Source organism: Paraburkholderia oxyphila NBRC 105797 (assembly GCF_000685075.1).
GTDB classification, from domain to species: Bacteria; Pseudomonadota; Gammaproteobacteria; order Burkholderiales; family Burkholderiaceae; genus Paraburkholderia; species Paraburkholderia oxyphila.
In genome coordinates this window covers 1-23,550 of the sequence record NZ_BAYD01000049.1, presented here as the reverse complement: position 1 = coordinate 23,550, position 23,550 = coordinate 1, and the positions used below count along the sequence as shown (strand labels likewise).

The window sequence follows — 23,550 nt, the reverse complement described above, 5'->3', positions numbered from 1 at the left end:
GCCCGTGAGCTGCCCGCCTGAGACGCGTCGGCCAGTCAGCCGACAGGCGTCGGCGCGTCAGGCCTTGCCGGCCAGCGCCACCGCCTCGCGGATCTGCTGCAGCGCCGTCGCGTCCTCGATGGTCGGCAGCTCGCCCGGATCGCGCCCTTCGGCGAGCGCGGCGATCGCGCGGCGCAGCAGCTTGCCCGAGCGCGTCTTTGGCAGCATCGAGACGAAGTGCACGCGCGCGGGCCGCCCGATCGCGCCGAGCTGGCGGTCCACGGTGGCCGCGATCGCGGCGGCGAGCTGGTCCGCCGCGGCGGGGTCCGCGGCCGCGGCCGCGTCGCGCAGCACCACGAAGGCGAGCGCGGCCTGACCCTTCACCGCGTCGTTCACGCCCACCACGGCCACTTCGGCGACGGCCGCGTGCGACGAGATCGCCTCTTCGATCTCGCGCGTGCCGAGCCGGTGGCCCGCCACGTTGATGACGTCGTCGGTGCGGCCGAGGATCGTCACGTAGCCGTTCTCGTCCTGCACGCCCCAGTCGAAGGTCGAATAGACCTGGTGGTCCGGCACGCTCTCCCAGTACGTCTTCACGAAGCGCGCATCGTCGCCCCAGACGGTCTGCATACAGCCCGGCGGCAACGGGTACGAGAGCGTGATCACGCCTTTCTCGCCGTGCGCGCACGGCTCGCCCGTATGCTCGTTGCGCAGCACGAGATCGTAGCCGTAGCACGGCACGCCAGGCGAGCCGACCTTCTGCGGCAGCGCTTCCACCCCGCGCTGGATCGCGAGCATCGGCCAGCCGGTCTCGGTCTGCCAGTAGTTGTCGACGACAGGCTTGCCGAGCGCGTCCCCGATCCAGACGGCCGTGGGCTCGTCGAGCGGCTCGCCCGCGAGAAAGAGCGTGCGCAGGCTCGAGAGGTCGGCCGCGCGCAGCAGCGCCGGGTCCTGCTTCTTGAGCACGCGGATCGCCGTGGGTGCGGTGAACATGAGATTGATGCGGTGCTGCTCGACGAGGCGCCACCAGATGCCGCCATCGGGCCGGATGGGTGTGCCTTCGTACATCACCGTGGTCATGCCCGCGATGAGCGGCGCATAGATGATGTAGCTGTGGCCCACGACCCAGCCGATATCCGATGCCGTGAACATGGTGTCGCCGGCGCGGCCCTCGAAGATGTAGTCCATCGAGGCGGCGAGCGCGACGGCGTAGCCGCCCACGTCGCGCTGCACGCCCTTGGGCTTGCCGGTCGTGCCCGAGGTGTAGAGGATGTACGAGGGTTCGTTCGATTCGAGCCATTCGCAGGGCACTTGCGCGTTGTAATGCTGCTCGCGCAACGGTTCGTAGTCGACCAGATACGGTGCGTTCAGGCGCTCGGGCGCGAGCTGGCGGTCGATCAGCAGCACGCGCGGCGGCGCATGTTCGGCGCGCGCCATGGCTTCGTCGACGAGCGGCGTGTAGTCGATCACCTTGCCGCCGCGCGCGCCGGCGTCGGCGCTCACGAGCAGCGCGGGCCTGGCGTCGTCGATGCGCGCGGCGAGGCTGGGCGCCGCGAACCCGCCGAACACGACCGAATGAATCGCGCCCAGGCGCGCGCAGGCGAGCACCGCGAACACGGCTTCGGGAATCATCGGCAGGTAGATCAGCACGCGATCGCCGCGCTTCACGCCGAGCGAGCGCATCACCGCGGCCATGCGGTTCACTTCGGCGTGCAGATCGGCATAGGTGTAGCGCCGCTCGATGCCGGTTTCGGTCGACACGTAGACGAGCGCGTTCTGCTGGGCGCGGGTGGCGAGGTGCCGGTCGACGGCGTTGAAGCACAGGTTCGTGCGCCCGCCCGTGAACCAGCGCGCGAAGGGCGGATTCGAGCGGTCGAGCACCTCGGCGAACGGCGTCTCCCAATGGATGCGCGCGGCTTCGCGGCGCCAGAAGTCTTCAGGTCGATCGATCGACTCGCGGTGGAACTCGCGGTAACGGCGCATGACGTCCATCCTCCCGTGCGGTGTCGCGGGCTTCTGCGCGTTGGGCAGGCCCCGCGTGGCGGCCGGATCCGGCTCTGAAGGGTCGAGGATAGTGCAGTGCAACGGGCGCGGGCAACGCGGGTTCACCACTATGCGCCGGCGCGTCTGCGGGACGGGCGTATCGAGCGCACAGGGTGCACCAGGTGAATCAACGGCGCGGGATGTCCGTGTGCGACCCGGAGCGCAGCGGCGCTTCGAGGCCGGCATCGTGCTGCGCGAGCGGACGCGGCTGCGCATGCCAGCGCCGCAGCCATCGGCACGCGATCGCGACCGCGGGGTCGAGCTGCGCGCTCACCGCGGCGCCGAGGCCCGTGCCGTAATCGTCGCGCGCGAGCGGCTGCACGCCGATCAGCACCAGTTCGCGCGGATAGTGGCCTTTGAGCTGCGCGCAGGCGAGCGCGTCGGCGAAATCCATCTGATGCAGATTCACGGGGCGCGTATGCAGATGCTGTGCGGCATCGTCGCCTTCGCGCACGCATAGCGTGCCGGGCGCGCGTCCGAAGTCGGCCGAGTTGAAGACGAGCATGCGTTGCGCCGATTCCACGAGCGGCAGCAGCGCGAGTCCCTGCGTGCCGCCCGCCACGAACTCCACATGCGACGCACACTGCCAGCCGGCTTTGAGCCGCTCGATTGCGCGCATGCCGAACCCGTCGTCGCCCCATTGCACGTTGCCGATTCCCAGCACGACGATGCGCGGCAGCGCGGGCGTGCGCGCGGCGGCCTGGGTCGGCGCTGCAAGGGAGCGCGCGAAGATAAACGGGACGTGTTCGTAGAGAAAGCTCACGCGAATCACTTTGCGAAAGAGACAAAACTCAGAATACTCTTAGGTGACGCGCATTTTTGTGTTGAGGTATGTCAAGGTAGTAGGAATTTGTCCAGGCGCCGCGAGAAGTTTTGCAGGTTCAAGAGATTCGCCGTCAGGCGATGCCTGGTATATGGTTAAAAGTCTCGAGCAATGTTGAGACGCACCAATAAAAAAGAGCGCCACCAGGGCGCTCTTTTTCAGTCACGTTTGCCTTTTAGCCAGTCATCGGAGGTTCAATCAGTAGTCCCGCCTCCGACCGGCTTCATGGACACCATGGACCTCATGATCCTCATGCGCCCGGCTTCACGACCACGGTGCAGGTCGTGCCCGCCGAGAGGATCATGCCGTCCGGCACCTTGTCGATATGGATGCGCACCGGCACGCGCTGCGCGAGCCGCACCCAGTTGAAGGTGGGGTTCACGTCGGCGAGCAGTTCGCGGCTTTGCGGATTGTCGCGGTCGTAGATGCCGCGCGAGATGCTTTCCACATGGCCTTCGAGCGTGCCGCCGCTCATCAGCTTGATGTCGGCCTTGTTGCCGACTTTCACGCGCGGCAGCTTGGTTTCCTCGAAGTAGCCGTAGACCCAGAACGAGTGGCTGTCCACCACCGCGAGCTTGGCCTGGCCGGCCGTTGCATAGTCGCCCTGGAACACCTGCAGGTTGGTGATGTAGCCGTCCACCGGCGAGATCACGCGGGTGCGCTCGAGATTCAGCTTCGCGGCGTCGAGCGCGGCTTGCGCCTGCTCGTACTGCGCCTGCGCCGAATTGGCGGTGTGCGAGGCGTTTTCGCGGTTTTCCTGCGAGACGACCTCGCTGTCGAGGTCGGCGCGGCGGCGCGCGTCATCCTGGCGCATGGTCAGCTCGGCCTTGCGCGCGGCCACGGCCGCTTGTGCCTGCTCCACGGCGATCTGGTAGTGCGACGGGTCGATCTGCATCAGCAGGTCGCCCTTGTGCACGAACTGGTTGTCCTTCACGGGCAGCTCGACCACGGCGCCCGAGACGTCGGGCGCGATGTTGACCACTTCGGCGCGCACGCGGCCGTCGCGGGTCCACGGCTCGTCCATGTAGTGCACCCACAGGACGCGGCCGACCAGGATGGCGACGACGAAGATGATGGCCGTCGCGATAAAGCCAATGATGTTTCGGATAGTCATGATGCGTTTGAATCCGGTTCAGCGTTTTTCAGCGCTATGTCAGCGTGTTTCAGCGGTATACGGCGAGCCCCAGCACGCAGCACACGACCACGAGCAGGCTCACGCGAAAGAGGGAGGGGTGCCACACGATCCGGTAGAGGCCGGTTCGGGCCAGCACGGAATCGAGCACCCAGGTGAGCGCCGCGCCCAGGATGAAGAGCAGGACGATCGCCGGAATGTAGGCATCGAGAAACGCAACGTCACGCGGCATGATTCACTCCTTGCGTGTTGTCGGGAGGGTTGTCCGCAGCATGGCCCGCGCGCGGGTCCACGTACGCGGCGAACGGTGATTGCGGGTCGATCAGCGCGGTGCGGATGAAATGCAGATGGCTCAGGATGCGCTGCAGCCGATGCCGCGTTTCGCGCGGCGCGTCGTCGCGCACGATCTGTTCGAGCACGCGCTGGCAGGCCGCGATGGCCGCGCGGGTCGCGGCGAGCGCGGTGGCGTGGCGGTGCGCGTCGGGGCGCGCGAACAGCGCGCTCACGGCCTTGAGCGTCGCCGTGGTGGCGTCGCGCCATGCGGTGTTCGCCGCGAGCGGGTCCGTCGTGCCCGCATGCGAGGCGGTTGGTGCCGATTCTGCCGATACCGCGGCCAGTTCCTCGCGCAGATCGATCGCGGCATTGCCGATCTCGAGCGTCGCGAACATCCAGCGCAGCGTGTCCTGGCGCAAGACCTGATCGTTGCCGGCGAGCGCGTGCAACTGGAACACGAGGTCGCGCGCGCCGCTCTCGAAGCGGTTGCGCAGGCCCGCGAGGCCGGTGAGGCGAGCGCGGCATGCGTGCACGGCCTGGCCGCGCAGACTCGCGAGCAGGCGCTTGCGCAGCCACGGCGCGGACGGTGGCAGGATCGCGCCGAACGCGAGCGCCGTGACGATCATCGAGAGCACGAGCGCGAGTGCATCGTTCATGAAGCTGATCGGGTTGTACTGCACGACGTTGTCCGGGCCTGCGAGAAAGCACAGGAAGATGCAGTAGCCCACGCCGTAGCCCGCGTACGCGGGGCGCGTCGTGAGGAACACGCCGAACGCCAGCGCCGGCGCGAGCGCGACGCACAGCAGCGGGAAGCCGTCGATGTGCGGGAACACGCCGAACGTGAGGATCATGCCGACGAGCGTCGCGAGCGCCGTGCCGCCCGCCATCTGGGCCGCCATGCGTGCGGGCTGCGGCGAGGAGGAGGCGAGCGCGCAGGTGGCCGCGGCGGTGAGCACGAGTGTCGTGCCGCTCGGCCACGCAGTGGCGATCCAGAACGCACCGAGCAGGCCGATGACGATCGCCGCGCGCAGGCCCGATACGCCGGCTGCGATCAGGTCGGTCTTCGGCACGTAGCGCGCGACCCACTTCTCGCGCGCATGCGTGTCGACGGCGAGCGAGGCGTAGGTCGCCGTGTACTCGTTCATATCCGCCACGAAGCGGTAAAGGAGCTCGGTGGCCGTGTCGAAGTCGAGCAGACGCGCGGCGCGGATGTCCGCGTCTTTGCCTTGCCTGTCGAGATCGGCTTCGAGCTGCACGCGCGTCTCGCGCACGCGCTTGGGCAGCGTTGCGCGATAGTCCTCGAGTTGCTTCGACACATGTACTGCATCGGCCGCGGTGAGCACGGGCTCGCCTGCCTTGTCGAAGAGCGGCGCGATCTCCCGGAAGTACGGTTCGAGCGCGTCGACCGTGACCGTCGAGCCTTGGTCGCGCAGGCGGTTCATCAACTGGTGCAGCGCGTGAAAGCGTGTCGATGCGGCCATGAACTCGGTGTTCAGGCGCGCGACACGCCCCGAGCGCATGCGCGAGTCGGGCGTCTCGAACACGGCGTTGCTGCGGCTCGCCTCGAGGCCGACGATATCGACCACGAAGCGCGCGTTGGTCGCTTCGATCTGCGAACGATCGACGCGGCCGCCGAGCGCCGCCGACACGTAGTCGACGAACGACGAGAAGCGGCGGCGCACGGTCGAGCGCAGCGCCTCGCCGGTGAATTGCGGAAACGCCACGGCGCTCACGAAGCCCGAGGCGAGGATGCCGATCGAGATCTCGGCCACGCGCGTCATGGCCGACATGAAGGCGCCGTCGGGGTTCTGCGAGGCCGGAATGCCGATCAGCGCGGCCGTATAGCCCGCGAGCACGAAGCCGTACGAACGGAAGTTGCGGTTGCGCGCGGCGCCCGCCGTGCAGATGCCGACCCACAGCGCCGTGCTGGCGATGAAGAGCTCGGGCTGCTGGGCGAACAGGCCGATCAGCGCGAGCATGACCACGAGGCCGACCAGCGTGCCGCAAAGCCGGTAGAAGCTCTTCGCGAACACCGGGCCGCTTTGCGGCTGCATCACGATGAACACGGTCGTCATGGCCGTGCGCGGCCCGGGCAGATCGAGCTTCATCGCGACGCCGAGCGCGAGCAGGGCGGCGGCGATCGTCTTGATGAGATAGATCCAGACGAGGCCGTCGGTGCGAGCCCAGTCGGCGAATGCCTGGAGGATGCGCTGGGTGCCCGGTTGCGCCGGGGAGGGAGAGGATGCTTGCATCTTCGCGTGCCTCAGTGCGCGCTGGCCGCGGTGTTGGCCGGGGCGCCTGTGCCGGCCGCGGTGTGATCCGCGCCAGCTTGCGACGCGTTGGCCGTCCTGGCGGCGCTGGTTGCATCCGCATCCACATCAGGCAGCTTCGGCGCGAGCAGCGCAGCGGGCATCAGCGGCACGTCGCGTGTCTTCTTGCCGTGCGCGGGCAGTTGCTCGGCTTGCGTCGGTCCCGCCGTTGCAGGATCGGCCGCTGGGTCAATCAAGCCGCCGCCCAGCGCAGCCACGAGCGTGGCATGCGCGGCCAGCCGCTCGGCCTGGATATGCGCGACACCTTCCTGCGCACGCAGGAGCTGGGTCTGCGCAATCAGCACGTTGACGTAGTCGCTGAGCCCGCGCCGGAAGCCAGCCTCGGAGAGGTCGTAGTTGCGCTGCGCGGCCGCGACCGAGCGATGCGCGTCGTCCTCCTGCGTGGCGAGCGAGCGCATGCGTACGACCTGGTCGGCGATCTCCTTGAGCGCGGTCACGAGCGTCTGGTTGTACTGCTCGACCGCGATGTCGTAAGCGGCCGATTGCGCGCCGAGCTGCGCGCGCAGGCGCCCGCCGTCGAAGATCGGCAGCGAGAGGGCGGGGCCGCCCGCGTAGCTGCCGCTCATCGACTTGAGGAACTGGAACAGCGGGCCGCCTGCCGCATAGCCGCCCATCGAGACGAGCAGATTGATGTTCGGGTAGAAGTCGGCCTTCGCGACGTCGATGCCGCGCGCCTGCGCGGCGACGGTCCAGCGCGCCGCGACCACGTCGGGGCGATGGCCGATCAGCTCGGCCGGCAGCGCCGAGGGCAGGCCCGCAGGCGCGCCGAGCGAGAGCGCCGGGCGCTGGATCGACTCGCCCGCGCCGGGGCCCTTGCCCGCAAGCGCGGCGAGCTGGTTCTTGCCGAGCGCGATGGCTTCCTCGAGCGCGTCGATCTGGCGCTCGTATTCGGGCAGCGGCGTTTCGGCCTGGCTCACTTCGAGCTGCGTGCCGATGCCGCCCGCGAGACGCTTTTGCGCGAGCGTCAGAATCTTCTGCTGCTCGGCGAGCGTCTGCTTGGCGATATCGAGCAGCGCGTAGTTCATCGAGAGATCGATGTACGCGCGCGTCACGTTCACTTCGAGCTCGAGCTGCGCGGCGCGCGCGTCGGCGGCACTCGCGTGCGCCATGTCGAGCGCGCGCTCGGCATTGTTCTTGTCCTGGCCCCAGAGATCGAGGTGGTACGACAGGCCGAGCGTGGCCGTGTTGTTCCAGGTGTTCGCGCCGGCGAGCGGGCCCGGTCCGTAATAGACGTTGTCGGCCCATTGCTGGCGCTGCACGGACATGCTGCCGTTGATCTGGGGCAGGAGCCCCGCTTGCGCCACCCCGGCCATCGAACGCGCTTCACGCACGCGCGCCTGCGCGGCCGCGAGCGACGGGTTGTCCGCGATCGAGGCTTCGATCCAGGCGTTCAGCTGCGGGTCGTTGTAGCTCTTCCACCAGTCGCTGACGGGCCATTGGGCGTCCGTGTCGGCGGCGCGGATGGCCGAGCCGGCGTCGAGTTCGGACGCGTCCGTGTGCTTCGCTTGCGGTGCGATTCCCCCGGTACTGGCGCAGCCCGCGATTATCAACGAGAACGTAAGAACCGTGAGTGCGGCTAGTCCTTTCGGTACCGGAGACTGCACGATTTACTCCTTTTCCATGCGTAGATTGACGTACGACATTATATTTTTTGCCCGATTGGCGAATAACCGGTAAGGATGCAAGGCATTCTTACGCGATATGAGATAATCGACTTTGCGAAATGTGTAACAATTCGTCCGTCAGTCAGAGGATGGTTATGGATACGCTTCAGAACATGCGGGTATTCGTGCGGGTGGTCGAGGCCGGCAGCTTCACCGGCGCCGCCCAGTACCTGAATACGACGACGGCTTACGCGTCGCGCGCGGTCTCCGATCTGGAGGCCCACTTGCGTACTCGGCTCCTGAATCGCACGACGCGCCGCATCGCGCTCACCGAGGCCGGCGAGCGCTATCTGCAGCGTTGCGAGCAGATCCTGGCCTATGTGGACCAGGCGGAGGCCGAAGCCGGCGATGCGCATGCGCGTCCCTCCGGCAAGCTCAAGGTCCATGCCATGACGAGCTTCGGCCAGCACTATGTGGTGCCGGCGGTGGGGCAGTATCAGCAGCGCTATCCGGACGTGCACGTGGACCTCACGCTCGCCCAGCGCATGCCGGACCTGCTCGACGAGGGTTACGACGTTGCGCTCGTGCTGGCCACCGATCTGCCGGATTCGGGCTTCGTCTCGCAGCGTCTGACGAGCGCGTTCAGCATCGCGTGCGCGTCACCGTCCTACCTCGAGCGTCACGGCGTGCCGCAGACGCCGCGCGATCTCGCGAATCATCGCTGCCTGCAGATGGTGACGCCGGTGTTTCCGGCGTCACAGTGGGATTTCACGGGGCCAGGCGGCGACGAAACGATCGACCTTGGCGCCGCCACGTTCCAGGTGAATGTGGCCGAAGCGCTGGCAGTGGCGGTGCGCGAGGGGATGGGCGTCGGGCTGCTGCCGATCTATTCGGCCATCAGCGGGCTGCGCAGCGGCGAGCTCGTATGGATCCTGCCCGAGTACAAGTCGCAGGAGATGAATGTCTACGCGATGTATCCGTCGCGCCAGTATCTCGACGCGAAGATCCGCACGTGGGTCGAGCTGCTGCGCGAAAAGCTGCCCGCGACGCTGGCGGAAGATCAGGCCGAGTTGCGCCAGTTCGCGCGGACCTGACCGACGGCGCATGCAAGGCTGGCAGTGCGCTGTGACAGCCTGTTACAGCTTCGGGTTATGGCAACACTTCCTTACGCACGCCAGCGCGGCGGCTTGGTAAGGTAGCGGAACTGAAACGTCAATCCGCCAGAACCCGAGGTTTTCCATGGATACGCATCTGATGTTCGGCATCGCCGTGATGATGGGCCTGATCGGCATCGCCGCGTCACGCGACTTGCTGCGCATGCGCCGCGCCCAGCTTCAGCCCGTCACCCTGCGCGCACAGCGCGCCGCCGACCGCTCCCGCGGCCAGCGCTGATCGTCCGCCGATCGTCTTCTTGAGCGGGCGCTGTCTCCGGCCGTGCCCGCTGCGCCTGCCAGGCCCGTTGCCACCGGGCGGCGCGGCGCTCAGATTTCCACTACCTTGTCCCACGCGAAGGCCGGATTCTCCGGCTGGCCGGTGCGCCGGTCGCGATAGCCGCGCGGGTTGCACACCACGCGCGTGCCGTCCACCGTGTAGTCGAAGCACGTATGCGTGTGGCCGTGCACCCAGAGCGCGGCGGGCGGGCCCAGCAGCGCGCCCAGATCGCTCACGAATCCCGCCGACACCAGATCTTCCGCGTAGCGCGCCGCGAGGCTCAGCCGATGCGGCGCATGATGCGTGACGACGACCGTCTTGCCGGCAAACGGCTTGGCCAGCTCCGCTTCGAGCCATGCCCGTGCCTGCGCGTACAGGGCGATCGAGTCCGCGGGCGTGAAGTCGCGCGCGGCGGCCTCGGGGCTCGCGGGCCACGAGACCTGAATCAGCCCGCGAAAGTCGAGCATCACGCGCTTCGCGGCCTCGATCGCTGCGTCGCGTGTCGCATCGTCGGCGCCGAAGAGCGTGAAATCGGCCCACAGCGTCGTGCCGAGCACCCGAAAGCGGCCCGCCGGATCAACATAAGTCCCGTTGTTCAGGTAGTGCACGTTGTCGAGCGTCGCGGCGGCGTCGCGCATGGCCGCTTCGAGCGCGCCGAGTTCGCCGTCGTAGTACTCGTGATTGCCCGGCACATAGATCACGGGCACCTGCGGATCGAACGTTTCCGCCGCCCAGCGCAAGCCGAGCCCGTGATTGTGGATGTCGCCCGCAAGCACGACGAGGTCTGCCTGCGCGTGCGGGATCGTGTCCGGCTCGTCGTATTCCAGATGCAGGTCGGATAGCACGCGGACCTTCACTTCGCCTCCTTGCGCGCTCAGCGCAACACTTTGCCCGGATTCATCAGATTCAGCGGATCGAGCGCGGTCTTGACCGCACGCATCAGCGCGAGCTCGACTTCGCTCTTGTAGTGCGCGCTCTCGTCGACCTTCAACTGGCCGAGGCCGTGCTCCGCGCTGATCGTGCCGCGGTGGCGCGCGACGCTGTCGTAGACGATGCGGTTCAGGGTTTTTTCGTTTTCCGCGAGAAAAGCCTGCGAATCGCCGCCCTCGGGCGCCTGCACGTTGTAGTGCAGATTGCCGTCGCCGAGATGGCCGAACGTGACCATGCGGGCGCCCGGCACCGCGCGCGCGATCTCGGCGTCGGTTTCCTCGATGAAATGGCCGATGCGCGAGATCGGCACGCCGATGTCGTGCTTGATGTTCAACCCTTCCTGCGCCTGCGCGAGCGGAATGTGCTCGCGGATGTTCCAGAACGCCTGCGACTGCGCGAGGCTTTCCGCGACGACGGCGTCCTCCACGAGTCCTTCTTCGAGCGCTGTTTCCATGAGGCGCTCGAAGAGGGCGCGGCCGTGCTCCTCGCTCTCGTTATCGGACAGCTCGAGCAGCACGACTTGCGCGTGGCGCTGCTGGAATGGGTAGCGCAGCTGCGGGAAATGCCGGCCGACCAGTTGCATGCAGAAGTCCGACATCAGCTCGAAGCCGGTGAGGAGCGGTCCCGCGAAGCGCTGCGCGAGCGCGAGGAAGTCAAGCGCGGCGTGGGCCGACGCGAGCCCCGCGAGCGCCGTGACGCGCGCGGCCGGTTGCGGGTGCAGCTTCATGACGGCGGCAGTGATGATGCCGAGCGTGCCTTCGGCGCCAATGAACAGATCGCGCAGATCGTAGCCCGTGTTGTCCTTGCGCAGGCCGCGCAGGCCGTCCCAGAGTTCGCCCTGCGGCGTCACAACTTCGAGGCCGAGGCATAGCTCGCGCGTGTTGCCGTAGCGCAGCACGCCGGTGCCGCCCGCGTTGGTCGAGAGATTGCCGCCGATCGTGCAACTGCCTTCGGCGGCGAGCGAGAGCGGGAACAGACGCCCGGCTTCGGCGGCGCGCGCCTGGATTTCGGCGAGGATCACGCCCGCTTCGACAGTGATCGTGTTGTTGTGCGCATCGATCTCGCGCACGCGGGTGAGGCGGCGCAGGCTGAGCACGGCCTCGCGGCCGCTCGTGTCGGGCGTCGCGCCGCCCGCGAGGCCGGTGTTGCCGCCCTGCGGCACGAGCGCGACGCGATGCTCGCGCGCGAGCTTCACGATGGCGGCGACTTCTTCGGCACTCGCGGGACACAGCACGGCGCACGCGGCGCCCTGGTAGCGCTTGCGCCAGTCGGCAAGGTAGGGGGCGGTGTCGTGGGCGTCGGTCAGCACGTGCTGCGCGCCGATGGCGGCGGCGCAGGCGTCGAGGAACAGTTGCGGGGCGAGTGCGGTGCTTGCGGTCATGGCGGCTGAGGTGTCTCCGGGGCGAGGCGGCGGGGCGAGAGCGTGCCTGCGCTCGGCAGCCGGGACACGGATATCGTTTGTGGCTAAAGAGTTAGTTTGACACGCCGGGTGACCGGGTGGGGGAGACGCGGGCAGGGGCTGCGGGTGGGCGCGGGCGGGTTTGCGACTGGTTGCCGATTCGAGCCGGCTCGATTTGCCGGATCGAGCGGCGGACCCTGAGTCGAACCTGCATTCGGGCCGCGCGGCGGAGCCTGAGTCAGGCCGGCATTCGGACCGCGCGGCGCCCGTATCTACATGCTCATGCGCCTTCGCGCTTCGCGCGCCGTGCGGCGCGCTTGAAGGGCGCGACATAGGCAAGCGCGCATCCGAAGAACCCGAGCGCCAGGGCGACTTCGACCCAGCCGAGCAGGTTGCCGGGCGCGGGGTCGGTCATGCCGCGCACGATGCCTTCGGCAAAGTAGAGCAGCACCAGCATCGACGCCCATTGCAGCGTGTAGAGGCGGCGCCGCAGCACGCCGGGCAGCGCGGCGGCAAGCGGCAGCGCCTTGAGGATCAGCGCGCTGCCGCCGGGACGCAGCGGCGCGAGCCGCCATTCCCACGCGATGCACAGGAGCGTGAGCGCGGCGAGCGTGACGAACGCACCCAATGCGGCAGGGCGGCGCCCTGCGAGGTCGGCTGGCATGCGCGCCGGCGAAGTTGACGTCGGCATGGGCGACTCGGTCGCGTCGCGCGGGCCGCCAGTCACGGCCGCTCGCCTTGCGAAAGCGCCAGCGAGGCACGCGCGAGCCGCACCCCGAGCGCCACGGCGAGCGCTTTTTCGTCGGCGGTGAGGCCATGGCTGCGGCCGTCGGCGCGCGCGTGGTGCGACGCGCCGTAGGGCGTGCCGCCGCTTTGCGTCGAGGTGAGCGCGCTTTCGGTGTACGGAATGCCCACGAGCAGCATGCCGTGATGCAGGAGCGGCAGCATCATCGAGAGCAGCGTGCTTTCCTGGCCGCCATGCAGGCTGCCGGTGGACGTGAAGACGCAAGCGGGCTTGCCGGCGAGCGCGCCCGAGAGCCATTGCGGCGTGGTGCCGTCGAGGAAGTATTTGAGTGGCGCGGCCATGTTGCCGAAGCGCGTGGGCGAGCCGAGCGCGAGGCCGGCGCACTCCTCGAGATCGCGCAACTCCACGTAGGGCGGGCCGTCGTCGGGAATGTCGGGCGCGCTGGACTCGCAGACCGTGGATACGGGCGGCACCGTGCGCACGCGCGCTTCGGCGCCAGGCACGCTGTCGATGCCCTGGGCGATGGCGCGCGCGAGTTCGCGGGTGGCGCCATGGCGGCTGTAGTAGAGCACAAGAATCGGTTTCATCGGGCCTCGTCGGTGGACGGGATATTATAGGGGTTGGGTTCGCCGCCAGTTTTCCGCGAGTTTTCCAGGAAATGGGGGCGCCGTCTGGAGAGCGCAGGCCAATGGACGTGTTGTCGACATTACGGATCGATCTGGATATCGTGAAGCGGCTCGCGCGCTTCGCGGCGCGGCGCAGCCGCGAAGACCGCATTCCGCAGGTGGCGGGCAGCCTCACGTTCACGACCTTGCTCTCGCTCGTGCCGCTCGCCACGGTCGCGTTCGCGCTGTTCACCGCGTTCCCCATCTTCGCGTCGTTCCAGAACTCGCTGCAGGGCTTTCTCGCCGACCACCTGATGCCGGCGCAGATCAACAGCCAGATCTTCATGTACCTCAACCAGTTCGCGTCGAAGGCCAAGGGCCTCACGACGATGGGCATGATCGTGCTGTTCGTCACCTCGGTCATGACCATGATGACGGTCGAGTCGGCTTTCAACGTGATCTGGCGCGTGCGCAAGGCGCGTCCGCTCGCGCAGCGCGTGCTGGTGTACTGGGCCATTCTCACGCTCGGGCCGATCCTGATCGGCGTGAGCCTCTCGATCTCGTCGTATCTGTTCACGCGCTCGGCCGCGCTGGCCACCGAGCAGCATGTGTCGATGCTGTTCGACTGGCTGCTCATCAGCGCTTCGGTGCCGCTCACGGCGCTCGCGTTCACGATGCTCTACGTCTATCTGCCGAACTGCCGCGTGGAGTGGCGCGACGCCGTGGTGGGCGGCGTGGCGGCGGCCGTCGCGTTCGAGCTGGCCAAGCGGGGCTTTGGCCTGTACGTGCGGCGCATCCCCACGTATACGGCGGTGTACGGCGCGTTCGCGGCGGCGCCGATGTTCCTGTTGTGGATGTATCTGAGCTGGTTCATCACGCTCGTGGGCGCGATGATCACGTCGGCGTTGCCCGAGATCCGCACCGGGCGCTTCAACCGGCCGCGCTTTCCGGGCAGCGATCTGCTGGACGCGCTCGAGTTGCTCGCGGGGCTCGCGGATGCGCGCGATGCGGGCCAGCCGGGCAGCACCGCCGAGCAGCTCGCGCAACTGCTGCGGCGCGACCTCTCGACCGTCACGCGGATCGTGGCGGATCTGGAAGAGGACGAACTGATCGGGCGGCTGGAAAAGGACGGCGAGAAGCCGCACTACGTGCTCGTCGCGAATCCCGCACGCATCTCGGTCGAGCGCATTTACGCGCGCTTCGTGATCGATCGCAAGGAGCTGGCGTATCAACTGAAATCGAGCGATATCGACGCGGCCACGCTGCTCGGCTCGCTCGAAAACGACAAACTGTCGATCTCGCTCGCCTCGCTGCTGGCGGCGCGGCGCGAGCGGGTTCGCCTTGCTCAGGCGGGTGGCGAGTCGCCGGCGCTGCCACACCCGGCGGCTTGAGGGGAATCGGGCGCCGCCCGTGATCCAACCGGGCGGCGGCCATTGGACACAACGATCGGCTAGATCGTGATCTTTCCGCGGCAGATATCCGAGAACATGACCCAGTCGCCCATCAGGCTGTAGATGGGATGGCGGAAGGTGGCCGGGTGGTTCTTCTCGAACGCGAAATGGCCGATCCAGGCAAACCCATAGCCGCATAGCACGGCGGCGGGCAGCCAGAGCCAGTCGCCTGTGGCGATCGCCATGGCGACACAGCCGATCACACCGAGCGAGCCGATGAAATGCAGCCGCCGCGACATGAGGTTGCTGTGCTCGCTCAGATAGAACGGATAGAACTGCGCGAAATTCGCGAAGTGCTCGGTATGGATGGGGTGACTCATGGTCTCCTCCTTCGCGCATCGAATCCTGCCGCGCAAGGGTCGCTCATGGCCACATTCTCCGGCGATCCGAACGACCGTGCAACCTTGGCCGACACGACTGCGGGGACAACCGCGTTGCCGCTAGCCCGGCCGCCGGCCCGCCCCATCGGACCAACCCGCCGGCTTGGCCGCGGCATCCGGTACTGCCGCGCGCGGCTCATGCGGGCCGGCCCTGGAACAGTCCGGTCAGTCGTTCCCCACAATCCGCGGCCCATGCTGCACCGCAAAACCATAGAGCGCGTCGAGCGTTGCGTCGGGCTGCTCCGCCATCAGCGCGTGCCCTGCGTCCAGCGTCACCGTATCGACGGTGACTCCCGCGTGCGCGAGCGCCTTCGCGAGCGCGCCGGCTGCGCGCGGCGGGGTCATCATGTCGCGCTGGCCGACAATCAGGCGCACCGGGCAGCGCACCTTGGCCGCGCTCGCGAGGCCGTCCGCGTAGCCATTGCAGGCCGCGAAGTCGGTGTGAAAGAGCTGCGGCTCGCCTGACGCCGCGACGCGCTCCATCAGCCGCTGGTTCATGCCGCGCAGCCAGAAGCCGGGGCCGGGGCTCGAAGGCTTGGCCGCGAGCGTCGAATGCGACCAGGCGTTCACGAGCGCAATGGCTTCCGGCTCGCGCTCGCGCGCGGCCTCGAGCAGCGCGGAGGAGACGACCATCGGAATGGCGGTGGCGAGCAGCGCGACGGCCGCGGCGCGCTCGGGGTGGCGCGCGGCGAATTCGAGCGCCACGAGCGAGCCCATGCTGTGCCCGGCGACGAACGCCTCGTCGACCTCGAGCGCCGCAAGCAAGGCGTCGAGCCAGTCGGCGAGCGCGCCGATGCTCGTGAGCGCCGGCCCCGCGCTGCGCATATGGCCCGGCAAGTCGACGGCCAGCACGCTGAAGCCGTGATGCGCGAAGTAGCGCGATTGCAGCGCCCAGACGCTGTGATCGTGCTGCGCCCCGTGGACGAACACGGCCACCGGCCGGGCCGGATCGAATGGGCGGCCGCCCGTGTAGGCGTAGACGGATTGGCCTGCGACGTCGACGATCATGACGCCTCCTTGCCCGCTGCGGCTTTGGCGGCGGGGGCCGCTTTCTGCGACGCCTTGAGCGCGCGCTTGAGATCGTCGATCAAATCGTCGGGGTCTTCGAGGCCGATCGACAGGCGGATCGTGCCCGCGCCAATGCCCGCCGCGGCGAGCGCGGCCTCGTCCATGCGGAAGTGCGTGGTGGAAGCGGGGTGGATCACGAGCGAGCGCGCGTCGCCCACGTTCGCCAGATGCGAGAAGAGCGAAAGCGACTCGATGAAGCGCTTGCCGGCCTCACGCCCTCCAGCCAGATCGAAGCTGAACACGGCGCCCGCGCCGCGCGGCAGCAGGCGCCTGGCGAGTGCGTGATCGGGATGCTGCGGCAACTCGGGATACGCCACCGACTGCACGGCGTCGTGCGCATCGAGAAATTCGACGATGCGCCGCGTGTTCGCCACGTGCCGCTCCATGCGCAGCGGCAGCGTCTCGATGCCTTGCAGCAGTTGCCACGCGGCCTGCGGATGCAGGCACGCGCCGAAGTCGCGCAGGCCTTCGCGGCGCGCGCGCAGCAGGAACGGCGCGACGCTGCTTTCCTCGCTGAAGACCATGCCGTGAAAGCCCGCATAGGGCTCGGTGAATTCGGGAAACCGGCCCGAGGCTTCGAAGTCGAAGGTGCCGCCGTCCACCAGCACGCCGCCGATGGTCGTGCCGTGGCCGCCCAGGAATTTCGTGGCCGAGTGGTAGACGAAATCGGCGCCGTGCTCGAACGGGCGCAGCAGATAGGGCGTCGTGAAGGTCGAGTCGACGAGCAGCGGGACGCGGTGCTCATGAGCGATCTGCGCGACGCCGGCGATATCGAGCACATCGAGCCCCGGATTGCCCAGCGTCTCGCCGAACAGCAGGCGCGTGTTGGGGCGCAGCGCCGCGCGCCAGGCGTCCAGGTCGCCTGGCTTCACGAAGGTCGTTTCGATGCCGAAGCGGCGCAGCGTGTAGTCGAGCAGGTTGTGCGAGCCGCCGTAGAGCGCCGTGGAGGCCACGATATGCGCGCCTGCGCCCATCAGCGTGGCGATGGCCAGATGCAGCGCCGCCTGGCCGCTCGCGGTGCCGATCGCGCCCGCGCCGCCTTCGAGCGCGGCCACGCGCTCCTCGAACACGGCGACCGTGGGGTTCGAGATGCGCGAGTACACATGGCCCGCGCGTTCCATGTTGAAGAGCGCCGCCGCATGGTCGGTGTCGCGAAACGAGAACGACGTGGTCTGATAAATCGGCGTCGCACGGGCACCGGTGACGGGGTCGGGCGCGGCGCCGGCATGCAGCGCGAGCGTGTCGAAGCGTGGGTCGGACATCGTGGCAGCACAGCCGGCGCGAACCGGCGTCGGGTGAAAGGTGCAGGCATCGTAACATCGGCCCGTGCGCGCCGGGGACGTATCGCGGGGGCGGGCGGCGGGGGGCTCCGGCTTGCCGGCCGCGCCGCGCGCGCGCTCGGGAGCGTCGCTTGCTGGCCACAAGACATAGGGCAAATGGCCGGCAAGACGCCGCTCGTTTTGCGAAAAAGCCGGTGTTTGAGCGCTGGAGCAGGCCGTTTCTGGCCAGATTCGCGCCTTTCGGCCCGCTTTGGCGCGTCTTTCCTTTTGCAGGCCTTTCCGATAGCATCGAAAAGAGGCAGGAATTCTTTTCAGCATCTCCCCCAACGATTGGCGCCAGCGCCGACAACATTTTTTGCATGGGATGAGGCCCGGCGCTTCACTACCGGGTCCATCGGCACAGGAGACACATCATGCGTGTGAGCGACATTCTCAAAGTCAAGGGCAATACGCTCTACACCGTTACGCCCGAGACGTCGCTGCATGACGCGGTGAACACCATGGCCGAGCACGATATCGGCTCGCTCGTGGTCATGGAGTATGGCGATCTCGTCGGCATGCTCACGTTCCGCGAGATCATTCTCACGCTGCGCACGAATGGCGGCAGCGTCGGCACCACCACGATCCGCAAGGTCATGGACGACCACCCCATTACCTGCACGCCCGAAACCGAGGTCGACGAAGTGCGCCGCATGATGCTCGAGCATCACGTGCGCTATCTGCCCGTCATGGAAAGCCGCTCGCTGATGGGCGTGATCTCGTTCTACGACGTCGCGAAGGCGGTGGTGGAGGCACAGGGCTTCGAGAACAAGCTGCTCAAGGCCTATATTCGCGACTGGCCCGAAGAGGAGCAACATTCGGGGCGCTGATCCCGGTGCCGCGCGCGCGATCACGCGCGACGTGCACAGCGAGGCGAACCCGCACAAACCCGCTTGAAAAGCGCGCGTCAAGCGCGCTTTTTCACGTCTGGCTTCCAATTCCTACAGCATAAATCCGACTCGATGAGCGAAAGTCCGATGCCCGTCGCGCAGCGCGCGGCCCGTGAAGCGAGCAACCATGGCTCGCAGTTCGCGCTGCTGCGCCAGCGCCGCTTCGCGCCGTTCTTCTGGACGCAGTTCCTCGGTGCGATGAACGACAACGTCTTCAAGATCGGCTTCACGTCGCTCGTGACCTATCAGGCGGCGCGCTTTTCGGGCGTCGATCCGAAGACGGTGGCGTTCCTGATCTCGGCCATCTTCATCGTGCCGTTCGTGCTCTTCTCCGCTACGTCGGGACAGATCGCCGACAAGTTCGACAAGGCCGTGCTCACGCGCTGGGTCAAGACCTTCGAGATCGCGGTGATGCTGATCGGCGCCGCGGGCTTCTGGATGCACAGCGCGCCGCTGCTCTATCTCTGCACCTTCCTGATGGGCGTGCATTCCACCGTGTTCGGGCCCATCAAGTACGCGTACCTGCCGCAAAAACTCGCGGAAGACGAGCTCGTCGGCGGCAACGGGCTCGTGGAGATGGGCACCTTCGTGGCGATCCTGATCGGGACGATCGTGGGCGGCATCGCGGCCGGCATCGGCGCGTCCGATGCCGCTTCCGCCCAGGCCCTGGCCGGGCCGCCGGTGGGCGCGTGGTGGCTCGGCGGGATGTGCATCGGCATCGCGCTGGTCGGCCGCGTGGCCAGCGCGTTCGTGCCACCCTGCGCGCCGCCGCAGCCGGACCTGCAGATCAACTGGAATCCGTTTTCCGAGACCTGGCGCAACCTGCGCCTCGCGCATGGCAACCGCACCGTATTCCTGAGCCTGCTCGGGATTTCGTGGCTGTGGTTCGTCGGCGCGACCTTTCTGGCCTCGTTCTTCAACTTCGCGAAGGACGTGCTGTCGGCCAATCCCGACGTCGTGACCTTGCTGCTCGCCATGTTCTCGCTCGGCATTGGCTTCGGCTCGCTGCTGTGCGAGAAGTTGTCGCGGCGGCGCATCGAGATCGGCCTCGTGCCGCTCGGCTCGATCGGCATGAGCGTGTTCGGCATCGACCTGTTCTTCGCGAGCCATGCGTTGCCCACGGCGCCGCATCTGCTCTCGGTGGGCGAGTTCGTGCGCATGCCCGCGCACTGGCGCGTGCTCGCCGATCTGTTCCTGCTCGCGATGTTCGGCGGCCTCTACAGCGTGCCGCTCTACGCGCTGATCCAGAGCCGCAGCGCGCCCAGCCACCGCGCGCGCATCATCGCCGCGAACAACATTCTCAACTCGCTGTTCATGATCGTCTCGGCGCTCATGGCGATGGCGCTGACGGCCGCGGGCGTCGGCATTCCAGGCATCTTTCTCACGACCGCGCTGCTCAACATCGTCGTGGCCGCGTACATCTACACGCTCGTGCCCGAGTTCCTGCTGCGCTTCGTGGCGTGGGTGCTCGTGCATACCGTCTATCGCGTGCGGCTCGTCCATGCCGAGCGCATTCCGGCCGAGGGCGCGGCGGTGCTGGTCTGCAATCACGTGAGCTATGTCGATGCCGTGGTCATCATGGCCGAGAGCCCGCGGCCGATCCGCTTCGTGATGGATCACCAGATCTTCCGCTCGCCGCTGCTCGGCTGGCTGTTCCGGCACGCCAAGGCCATCCCGATCGCGCCCGCGCACGAGAATGCGGCGATGCTCACGGCGGCCTACGACACGTGCGCTCAAGCGCTCGCCGAGGGTGATCTCGTTTGCATCTTTCCCGAAGGCAAGCTGACGAAAACCGGCGACATGAATCCGTTCCGTCACGGCGTGACGGAGATCCTCAAGCGCCACCCCGCGCCGGTCGTGCCGATGGCGCTGCGCGGGCTGTGGGGCAGCGTGTTCTCGCGGCATGCGGCGTCGGGGCAGGAGCGGCCGGTGCGGCGCGGGCTGACGAGCCGGCTCACGCTGGCGGTGGGCGAGCCGGTGGCGCCCGGCGAGGTAACGCCCGAGGTCCTGCAGCGCACGGTGGCCGAGTTGCGCGGCGCGCGGCGCTGAGCGAAGCGGGTAGCGCCCGCTCGCTCGCAGAAGCGGCTCAGGGGTGGCGGAAAGCCGGTGCAAACGTCGCGCAAGTGCGGCACATGCACGGCACACAGGCCGGTACACGGGCGGCACAAACGTGAGACATGCGCGCCCGGCGATGCGCCGAGCCGCGTGCCGCGCATAGTCTAGCCGGGCGGGCCGCCGCGCGGGCTGGCATAATGCTGGATTCCCCGATTCACTTTGGACGACCGCCATGTCCGGCAACACGCTCGGTACGCTTTTCACCGTCACCACCTTCGGCGAATCCCACGGCCCGGCCATCGGCTGTGTCATCGACGGCTGCCCGCCCGGCATGGCGCTCACCGAAGTCGACATCCAGATCGACCTGGACCGCCGCCGTCCTGGCACCTCGCGCCACGTCACGCAACGCCAGGAAGAGGACAAGGTCGAGATTCTTTCGGGCGTGTTCGAGGGCGTGACGACGGGCACGCCCATCGCGCTCCTGATCCGCAACACCGACCAGCGCAGCAAGGACTACGGCAACATCGCCGAGACCTTCCGCCCGGGTCACGCCGATTACACCTACTGGCAGAAGTACGGCATCCGCGACTATCGCGGCGGCGGCCGCTCGTCGGCGCGCCTGACGGCGCCCACGGTCGCGGCGGGTGCCGTCGCGAAGAAGTGGCTGCGCGAGCGCTTTGGCGTGGAAGTGCGCGGCTGCATGAGCGCGCTCGGCGAGATCGATGTGCCGTTCGTCGACTGGAAGCACGTGCCCGAAAACCCGTTCTTCGCCCCGAACGCGGATGTCGTGCCGCAGCTCGAGGCCTATATGGACGCCTTGCGCAAGGACGGCGACTCGATCGGCGCGCGCATCGACGTGGTGGCGAGCGGCGTGCCGGTGGGCTGGGGCGAGCCGCTGTTCGACCGCCTCGACGCCGACATCGCGCACGCCATGATGGGCATCAATGCCGTGAAGGGCGTCGAGATCGGCGCGGGCTTCGCCAGCGTGGCGCAGCGCGGCTCGGAGCACGGCGACGAGCTCATGCCCGGTGGCTTTCACAGTAACCACGCGGGCGGCGTGCTCGGCGGCATTTCGACGGGGCAGGACATCACCGTGTCGATCGCCATCAAGCCGACGTCGAGCATCCGCACGCCGCGCCGCTCGATCGACAAGACGGGCGAGTCGGCCACGGTCGAGACCTTTGGCCGCCACGACCCATGCGTGGGCATCCGCGCGACGCCCATCGCCGAGGCGATGCTCGCGCTCGTGCTGATCGACCATGCGTTGCGTCATCGCGCGCAAAACGGCGATGTCGTCGTGACGACGCCGAAGATCCCGGCCAGCGACGCCTGATTGCCGCGCGGGAGGCAACCCCTGCCGCGCACGCATGAAACGAAAAAACCGCTCCGGGGAGCGGTTTTTTTGTTGATTTCCGGGCTTACATGTTCGGATAGTTCGGCCCGCCGCCACCTTCGGGCGTGACCCACACGATGTTCTGCGTCGGGTCCTTGATGTCGCAGGTCTTGCAGTGCACGCAGTTCTGCGCGTTGATCTGCAGGCGGTCGCTGCCGTCGTCGTTCTTCACGAATTCGTAGACGGCGGCCGGGCAGAAGCGCCCCTCAGGGCCTGCATAGGTGCGCAGATTCACGTTCACCGGTACGCTTGCGTCCTTCAGCGTCAGATGCGCGGGCTGGTTCTCTTCGTGATTCGTGTTGGAGATGAACACGGAAGAGAGACGGTCGAACGTGAGCTTGCCGTCGGGCTTCGGATACTCGATCGGCTTGCACTGTGAGGCCGGACGCAGCATCTCGTGGTCGCGATGCTGGTGATGCAGCGTCCACGGCACGTTGCCGCCCAGCAGCTTCTGCTCGATGCCCACCATCAGCGTGCCCAGATACAGGCCCTTGCTCATCCACTGCTTGAAGTTGCGCGCCTTGTAGAGCTCCGTGTAGAGCCACGACTGCTTGAACGCTTCCGGGTAGGCCGTCAGTTCATCGCTCTGGCGGCCTGCCTGCACCGCATCGAACGCGGCTTCCGCCGCGAGCATGCCAGTCTTGATCGCCGCGTGGCTGCCCTTGATGCGTGCCGCGTTCAGGAAGCCCGCGTCGTCGCCCACCAGCGCGCCGCCCGGGAACACGAGCTTCGGCAGCGACATCAGTCCGCCCGCCGTCATCGCGCGCGCGCCATACGAAACCCGCTTGCCGCCTTCCAGATACTTGCGGATCGCCGGGTGCGTCTTGTAGCGCTGGAATTCCTCGAAGGGCGAGAGATAGGGGTTCTGATATGCGAGACCGACGACAAAGCCCACCATCACCTGGTTGTTGTCGATGTGGTAGAGGAACGAGCCGCCGTAGGTGTCCTTCTCGAGCGGCCAGCCTGCCGTGTGGATCACCAGACCCGGCTTGTGCTTTGCAGGGTCGATCTCCCACAGTTCCTTGATGCCGATGCCGTAGACCTGCGGGTCGGCATCCTTGCCCAGCTTGAGCTTTTCGTTGAGCTGACGGCCCAGGTGCCCGCGGCAACCTTCGGCAAACAGCGTGTACTTGGCATGCAGCTCCATGCCGAGCTGGAAGTTCTCCGTGGGCTCGCCATCCTTGCCGACACCCATGTTGCCGGTCGCCACGCCCTTGACCGAGCCATCATCGTTGTAGAGCACTTCGGCAGCCGGGAAGCCCGGGAAGATTTCCACGCCCAGCGCTTCGGCCTGCTGGCCCAGCCAGCGCGTGACATTCGCGAGGCTGATCACGTAGTTACCGTGATTCTTGAAGTTGTCCGGCAGCGCCCAGTTGGGCACGGCCTTCGCGCCGTTTTCCGTCAGGAAAAGGAATTGATCTTCGGTCACAGGCACGTTCAGCGGCGCGCCTTGCTCCTTCCAGTCGGGAATGAGCTCGTCGATGGCGCGCGGGTCCATGACCGCGCCCGAGAGGATATGCGCTCCGATCTCCGAGCCTTTCTCCAGCACGCATACGCCGATCTCGACGCCTTTCTCTGCTGCCAGCTGCTTCAGGCGGATCGCCGCGGACAGGCCCGCCGGGCCGCCGCCTACGATCACCACGTCGTATTCCATCGACTCGCGTGGGCCGTATTGCTCCAAAAGACTTGCGGGGGTCATT

General features: G+C 67.5%; 20 protein-coding genes. 6 read left to right on the top strand and 14 right to left on the bottom strand.

Going from position 1 to position 23,550, the window contains the following annotated elements:
* Nucleotides 1-57: 57 nt before the first annotated feature.
* The 6 genes from BO1_RS27040 to BO1_RS27015 form a co-directional block, all read right to left on the bottom strand.
* Nucleotides 58-1,962 (bottom strand): propionate--CoA ligase, encoded by a 1,905-nt coding sequence (locus BO1_RS27040; RefSeq protein ID WP_028220237.1) that lies wholly within the window; start codon nt 1,960-1,962, stop codon nt 58-60.
* 187 nt (nt 1,963-2,149) lie between these two features.
* Nucleotides 2,150-2,785 carry a HyaD/HybD family hydrogenase maturation endopeptidase gene (locus tag BO1_RS52845; RefSeq protein WP_245643909.1) on the bottom strand — a complete coding sequence of 212 codons (636 nt, stop codon included), beginning with the start codon at nt 2,783-2,785 and terminating at the stop codon, nt 2,150-2,152.
* 310 nt (nt 2,786-3,095) lie between these two features.
* The gene (locus tag BO1_RS27030) at nt 3,096-3,959 is read right to left on the bottom strand and encodes an efflux RND transporter periplasmic adaptor subunit (protein ID WP_028220236.1); all 864 of its coding nucleotides are present in this window, start codon (nt 3,957-3,959) and stop codon (nt 3,096-3,098) included.
* 49 nt (nt 3,960-4,008) lie between these two features.
* Entirely contained in the window at nt 4,009-4,212 is a 204-nt protein-coding gene (locus BO1_RS27025) for a DUF1656 domain-containing protein (protein ID WP_028220235.1), read from the bottom strand.
* Nucleotides 4,199-6,502 carry an FUSC family protein gene (locus BO1_RS27020; protein WP_028220234.1) on the bottom strand — a complete coding sequence of 768 codons (2,304 nt, stop codon included), beginning with the start codon at nt 6,500-6,502 and terminating at the stop codon, nt 4,199-4,201. Before BO1_RS27020 ends, BO1_RS27025 begins: the two co-directional genes overlap by 14 nt.
* Before the next feature lie 11 nt (nt 6,503-6,513).
* A complete protein-coding gene (locus BO1_RS27015; RefSeq protein ID WP_028220233.1) occupies nt 6,514-8,184 on the bottom strand; it encodes an efflux transporter outer membrane subunit in 1,671 nt (556 codons plus the stop codon).
* Nucleotides 8,185-8,339: 155 nt separating this feature from the next.
* Between BO1_RS27015 and BO1_RS27010 the strand changes: the two genes are divergently transcribed.
* Both BO1_RS27010 and BO1_RS60295 read left to right on the top strand, forming a co-directional pair.
* The gene (locus tag BO1_RS27010) at nt 8,340-9,278 is read left to right on the top strand and encodes a LysR family transcriptional regulator (RefSeq protein WP_028220232.1); all 939 of its coding nucleotides are present in this window, start codon (nt 8,340-8,342) and stop codon (nt 9,276-9,278) included.
* Between the two features lie 145 nt (nt 9,279-9,423).
* On the top strand, nt 9,424-9,576 hold the full coding sequence (locus BO1_RS60295; protein WP_167338393.1) for a hypothetical protein: 153 nt from the start codon (nt 9,424-9,426) through the stop codon (nt 9,574-9,576).
* An 89-nt stretch (nt 9,577-9,665) separates the two neighbouring features.
* Here the strand turns inward: BO1_RS60295 and BO1_RS27000 are convergent, their stop codons facing one another.
* From BO1_RS27000 to wrbA, 4 genes are all read right to left on the bottom strand, one after another.
* Nucleotides 9,666-10,472, bottom strand: a complete 807-nt coding sequence (locus BO1_RS27000) for a metallophosphoesterase (protein WP_028220231.1) — start codon at nt 10,470-10,472, stop codon at nt 9,666-9,668.
* 17 nt (nt 10,473-10,489) lie between these two features.
* On the bottom strand, nt 10,490-11,926 hold the full coding sequence (locus tag BO1_RS26995; protein WP_028220230.1) for an FAD-binding oxidoreductase: 1,437 nt from the start codon (nt 11,924-11,926) through the stop codon (nt 10,490-10,492).
* Nucleotides 11,927-12,224: 298 nt separating this feature from the next.
* On the bottom strand, nt 12,225-12,608 hold the full coding sequence (locus BO1_RS26990) for a DUF2069 domain-containing protein (RefSeq protein WP_028220229.1): 384 nt from the start codon (nt 12,606-12,608) through the stop codon (nt 12,225-12,227).
* Between the two features lie 59 nt (nt 12,609-12,667).
* Nucleotides 12,668-13,276 carry an NAD(P)H:quinone oxidoreductase gene (gene wrbA, locus BO1_RS26985; protein WP_028220228.1) on the bottom strand — a complete coding sequence of 203 codons (609 nt, stop codon included), beginning with the start codon at nt 13,274-13,276 and terminating at the stop codon, nt 12,668-12,670.
* Nucleotides 13,277-13,377: 101 nt separating this feature from the next.
* Between wrbA and BO1_RS26980 the strand changes: the two genes are divergently transcribed.
* The gene (locus BO1_RS26980; RefSeq protein WP_174490611.1) at nt 13,378-14,685 is read left to right on the top strand and encodes a YihY family inner membrane protein; all 1,308 of its coding nucleotides are present in this window, start codon (nt 13,378-13,380) and stop codon (nt 14,683-14,685) included.
* A gap of 59 nt (nt 14,686-14,744) precedes the next feature.
* On the opposite strand, the gene BO1_RS26975 is transcribed toward BO1_RS26980, so the two are convergent.
* The 3 genes from BO1_RS26975 to BO1_RS26965 all read right to left on the bottom strand — a co-directional run bounded on the left by BO1_RS26975 (nt 14,745) and on the right by BO1_RS26965 (nt 17,455).
* Nucleotides 14,745-15,065 (bottom strand): Mpo1-like protein, encoded by a 321-nt coding sequence (locus tag BO1_RS26975; RefSeq protein WP_028220226.1) that lies wholly within the window; start codon nt 15,063-15,065, stop codon nt 14,745-14,747.
* Nucleotides 15,066-15,290: 225 nt separating this feature from the next.
* Entirely contained in the window at nt 15,291-16,133 is an 843-nt protein-coding gene (locus tag BO1_RS26970; protein ID WP_028220225.1) for an alpha/beta fold hydrolase, read from the bottom strand.
* Nucleotides 16,130-17,455, bottom strand: a complete 1,326-nt coding sequence (locus BO1_RS26965; RefSeq protein ID WP_028220224.1) for an O-acetylhomoserine aminocarboxypropyltransferase — start codon at nt 17,453-17,455, stop codon at nt 16,130-16,132. The genes BO1_RS26970 and BO1_RS26965 overlap by 4 nt, the downstream gene beginning before the upstream one ends.
* A gap of 431 nt (nt 17,456-17,886) precedes the next feature.
* Between BO1_RS26965 and BO1_RS26960 the strand changes: the two genes are divergently transcribed.
* The 3 genes from BO1_RS26960 to aroC all read left to right on the top strand — a co-directional run bounded on the left by BO1_RS26960 (nt 17,887) and on the right by aroC (nt 21,790).
* On the top strand, nt 17,887-18,342 hold the full coding sequence (locus tag BO1_RS26960; RefSeq protein ID WP_028220223.1) for a CBS domain-containing protein: 456 nt from the start codon (nt 17,887-17,889) through the stop codon (nt 18,340-18,342).
* Between the two features lie 132 nt (nt 18,343-18,474).
* Complete coding sequence (locus BO1_RS26955; protein ID WP_028220222.1) at nt 18,475-20,451, top strand: MFS transporter; 1,977 nt, start codon at nt 18,475-18,477, stop codon at nt 20,449-20,451.
* Nucleotides 20,452-20,689: 238 nt separating this feature from the next.
* Nucleotides 20,690-21,790, top strand: a complete 1,101-nt coding sequence (gene aroC / locus BO1_RS26950; RefSeq protein WP_028220221.1) for a chorismate synthase — start codon at nt 20,690-20,692, stop codon at nt 21,788-21,790.
* Nucleotides 21,791-21,875: 85 nt separating this feature from the next.
* Here aroC and BO1_RS26945 read toward each other — a convergent pair whose 3' ends face one another.
* Nucleotides 21,876-23,549, bottom strand: a complete 1,674-nt coding sequence (locus tag BO1_RS26945) for an electron transfer flavoprotein-ubiquinone oxidoreductase (RefSeq protein WP_028220220.1) — start codon at nt 23,547-23,549, stop codon at nt 21,876-21,878.
* Nucleotide 23,550 lies beyond the last annotated feature (1 nt).

What these genes read in the sequence shown, in the direction of transcription:
- BO1_RS27040 (WP_028220237.1), bottom strand. Translation starts at nt 1,962, where the DNA reads ATGCGCCGTTACCGCGAGTTCCACCGCGAGTCGATCGATCGACCTGAA.
- BO1_RS27030 (WP_028220236.1), bottom strand. Translation starts at nt 3,959, where the DNA reads ATGACTATCCGAAACATCATTGGCTTTATCGCGACGGCCATCATCTTC.
- BO1_RS27020 (WP_028220234.1), bottom strand. Translation starts at nt 6,502, where the DNA reads ATGCAAGCATCCTCTCCCTCCCCGGCGCAACCGGGCACCCAGCGCATC.
- BO1_RS27010 (WP_028220232.1), top strand. Translation starts at nt 8,340, where the DNA reads ATGGATACGCTTCAGAACATGCGGGTATTCGTGCGGGTGGTCGAGGCC.
- BO1_RS60295 (WP_167338393.1), top strand. Translation starts at nt 9,424, where the DNA reads ATGGATACGCATCTGATGTTCGGCATCGCCGTGATGATGGGCCTGATC.
- BO1_RS26995 (WP_028220230.1), bottom strand. Translation starts at nt 11,926, where the DNA reads ATGACCGCAAGCACCGCACTCGCCCCGCAACTGTTCCTCGACGCCTGC.
- BO1_RS26990 (WP_028220229.1), bottom strand. Translation starts at nt 12,608, where the DNA reads ATGCCAGCCGACCTCGCAGGGCGCCGCCCTGCCGCATTGGGTGCGTTC.
- wrbA (WP_028220228.1), bottom strand. Translation starts at nt 13,276, where the DNA reads ATGAAACCGATTCTTGTGCTCTACTACAGCCGCCATGGCGCCACCCGC.
- BO1_RS26980 (WP_174490611.1), top strand. Translation starts at nt 13,378, where the DNA reads ATGGACGTGTTGTCGACATTACGGATCGATCTGGATATCGTGAAGCGG.
- BO1_RS26975 (WP_028220226.1), bottom strand. Translation starts at nt 15,065, where the DNA reads ATGAGTCACCCCATCCATACCGAGCACTTCGCGAATTTCGCGCAGTTC.
- BO1_RS26970 (WP_028220225.1), bottom strand. Translation starts at nt 16,133, where the DNA reads ATGATCGTCGACGTCGCAGGCCAATCCGTCTACGCCTACACGGGCGGC.
- BO1_RS26965 (WP_028220224.1), bottom strand. Translation starts at nt 17,455, where the DNA reads ATGTCCGACCCACGCTTCGACACGCTCGCGCTGCATGCCGGCGCCGCG.
- BO1_RS26960 (WP_028220223.1), top strand. Translation starts at nt 17,887, where the DNA reads ATGCGTGTGAGCGACATTCTCAAAGTCAAGGGCAATACGCTCTACACC.
- BO1_RS26955 (WP_028220222.1), top strand. Translation starts at nt 18,475, where the DNA reads ATGAGCGAAAGTCCGATGCCCGTCGCGCAGCGCGCGGCCCGTGAAGCG.
- aroC (WP_028220221.1), top strand. Translation starts at nt 20,690, where the DNA reads ATGTCCGGCAACACGCTCGGTACGCTTTTCACCGTCACCACCTTCGGC.
- BO1_RS26945 (WP_028220220.1), bottom strand. Translation starts at nt 23,549, where the DNA reads ATGACCCCCGCAAGTCTTTTGGAGCAATACGGCCCACGCGAGTCGATG.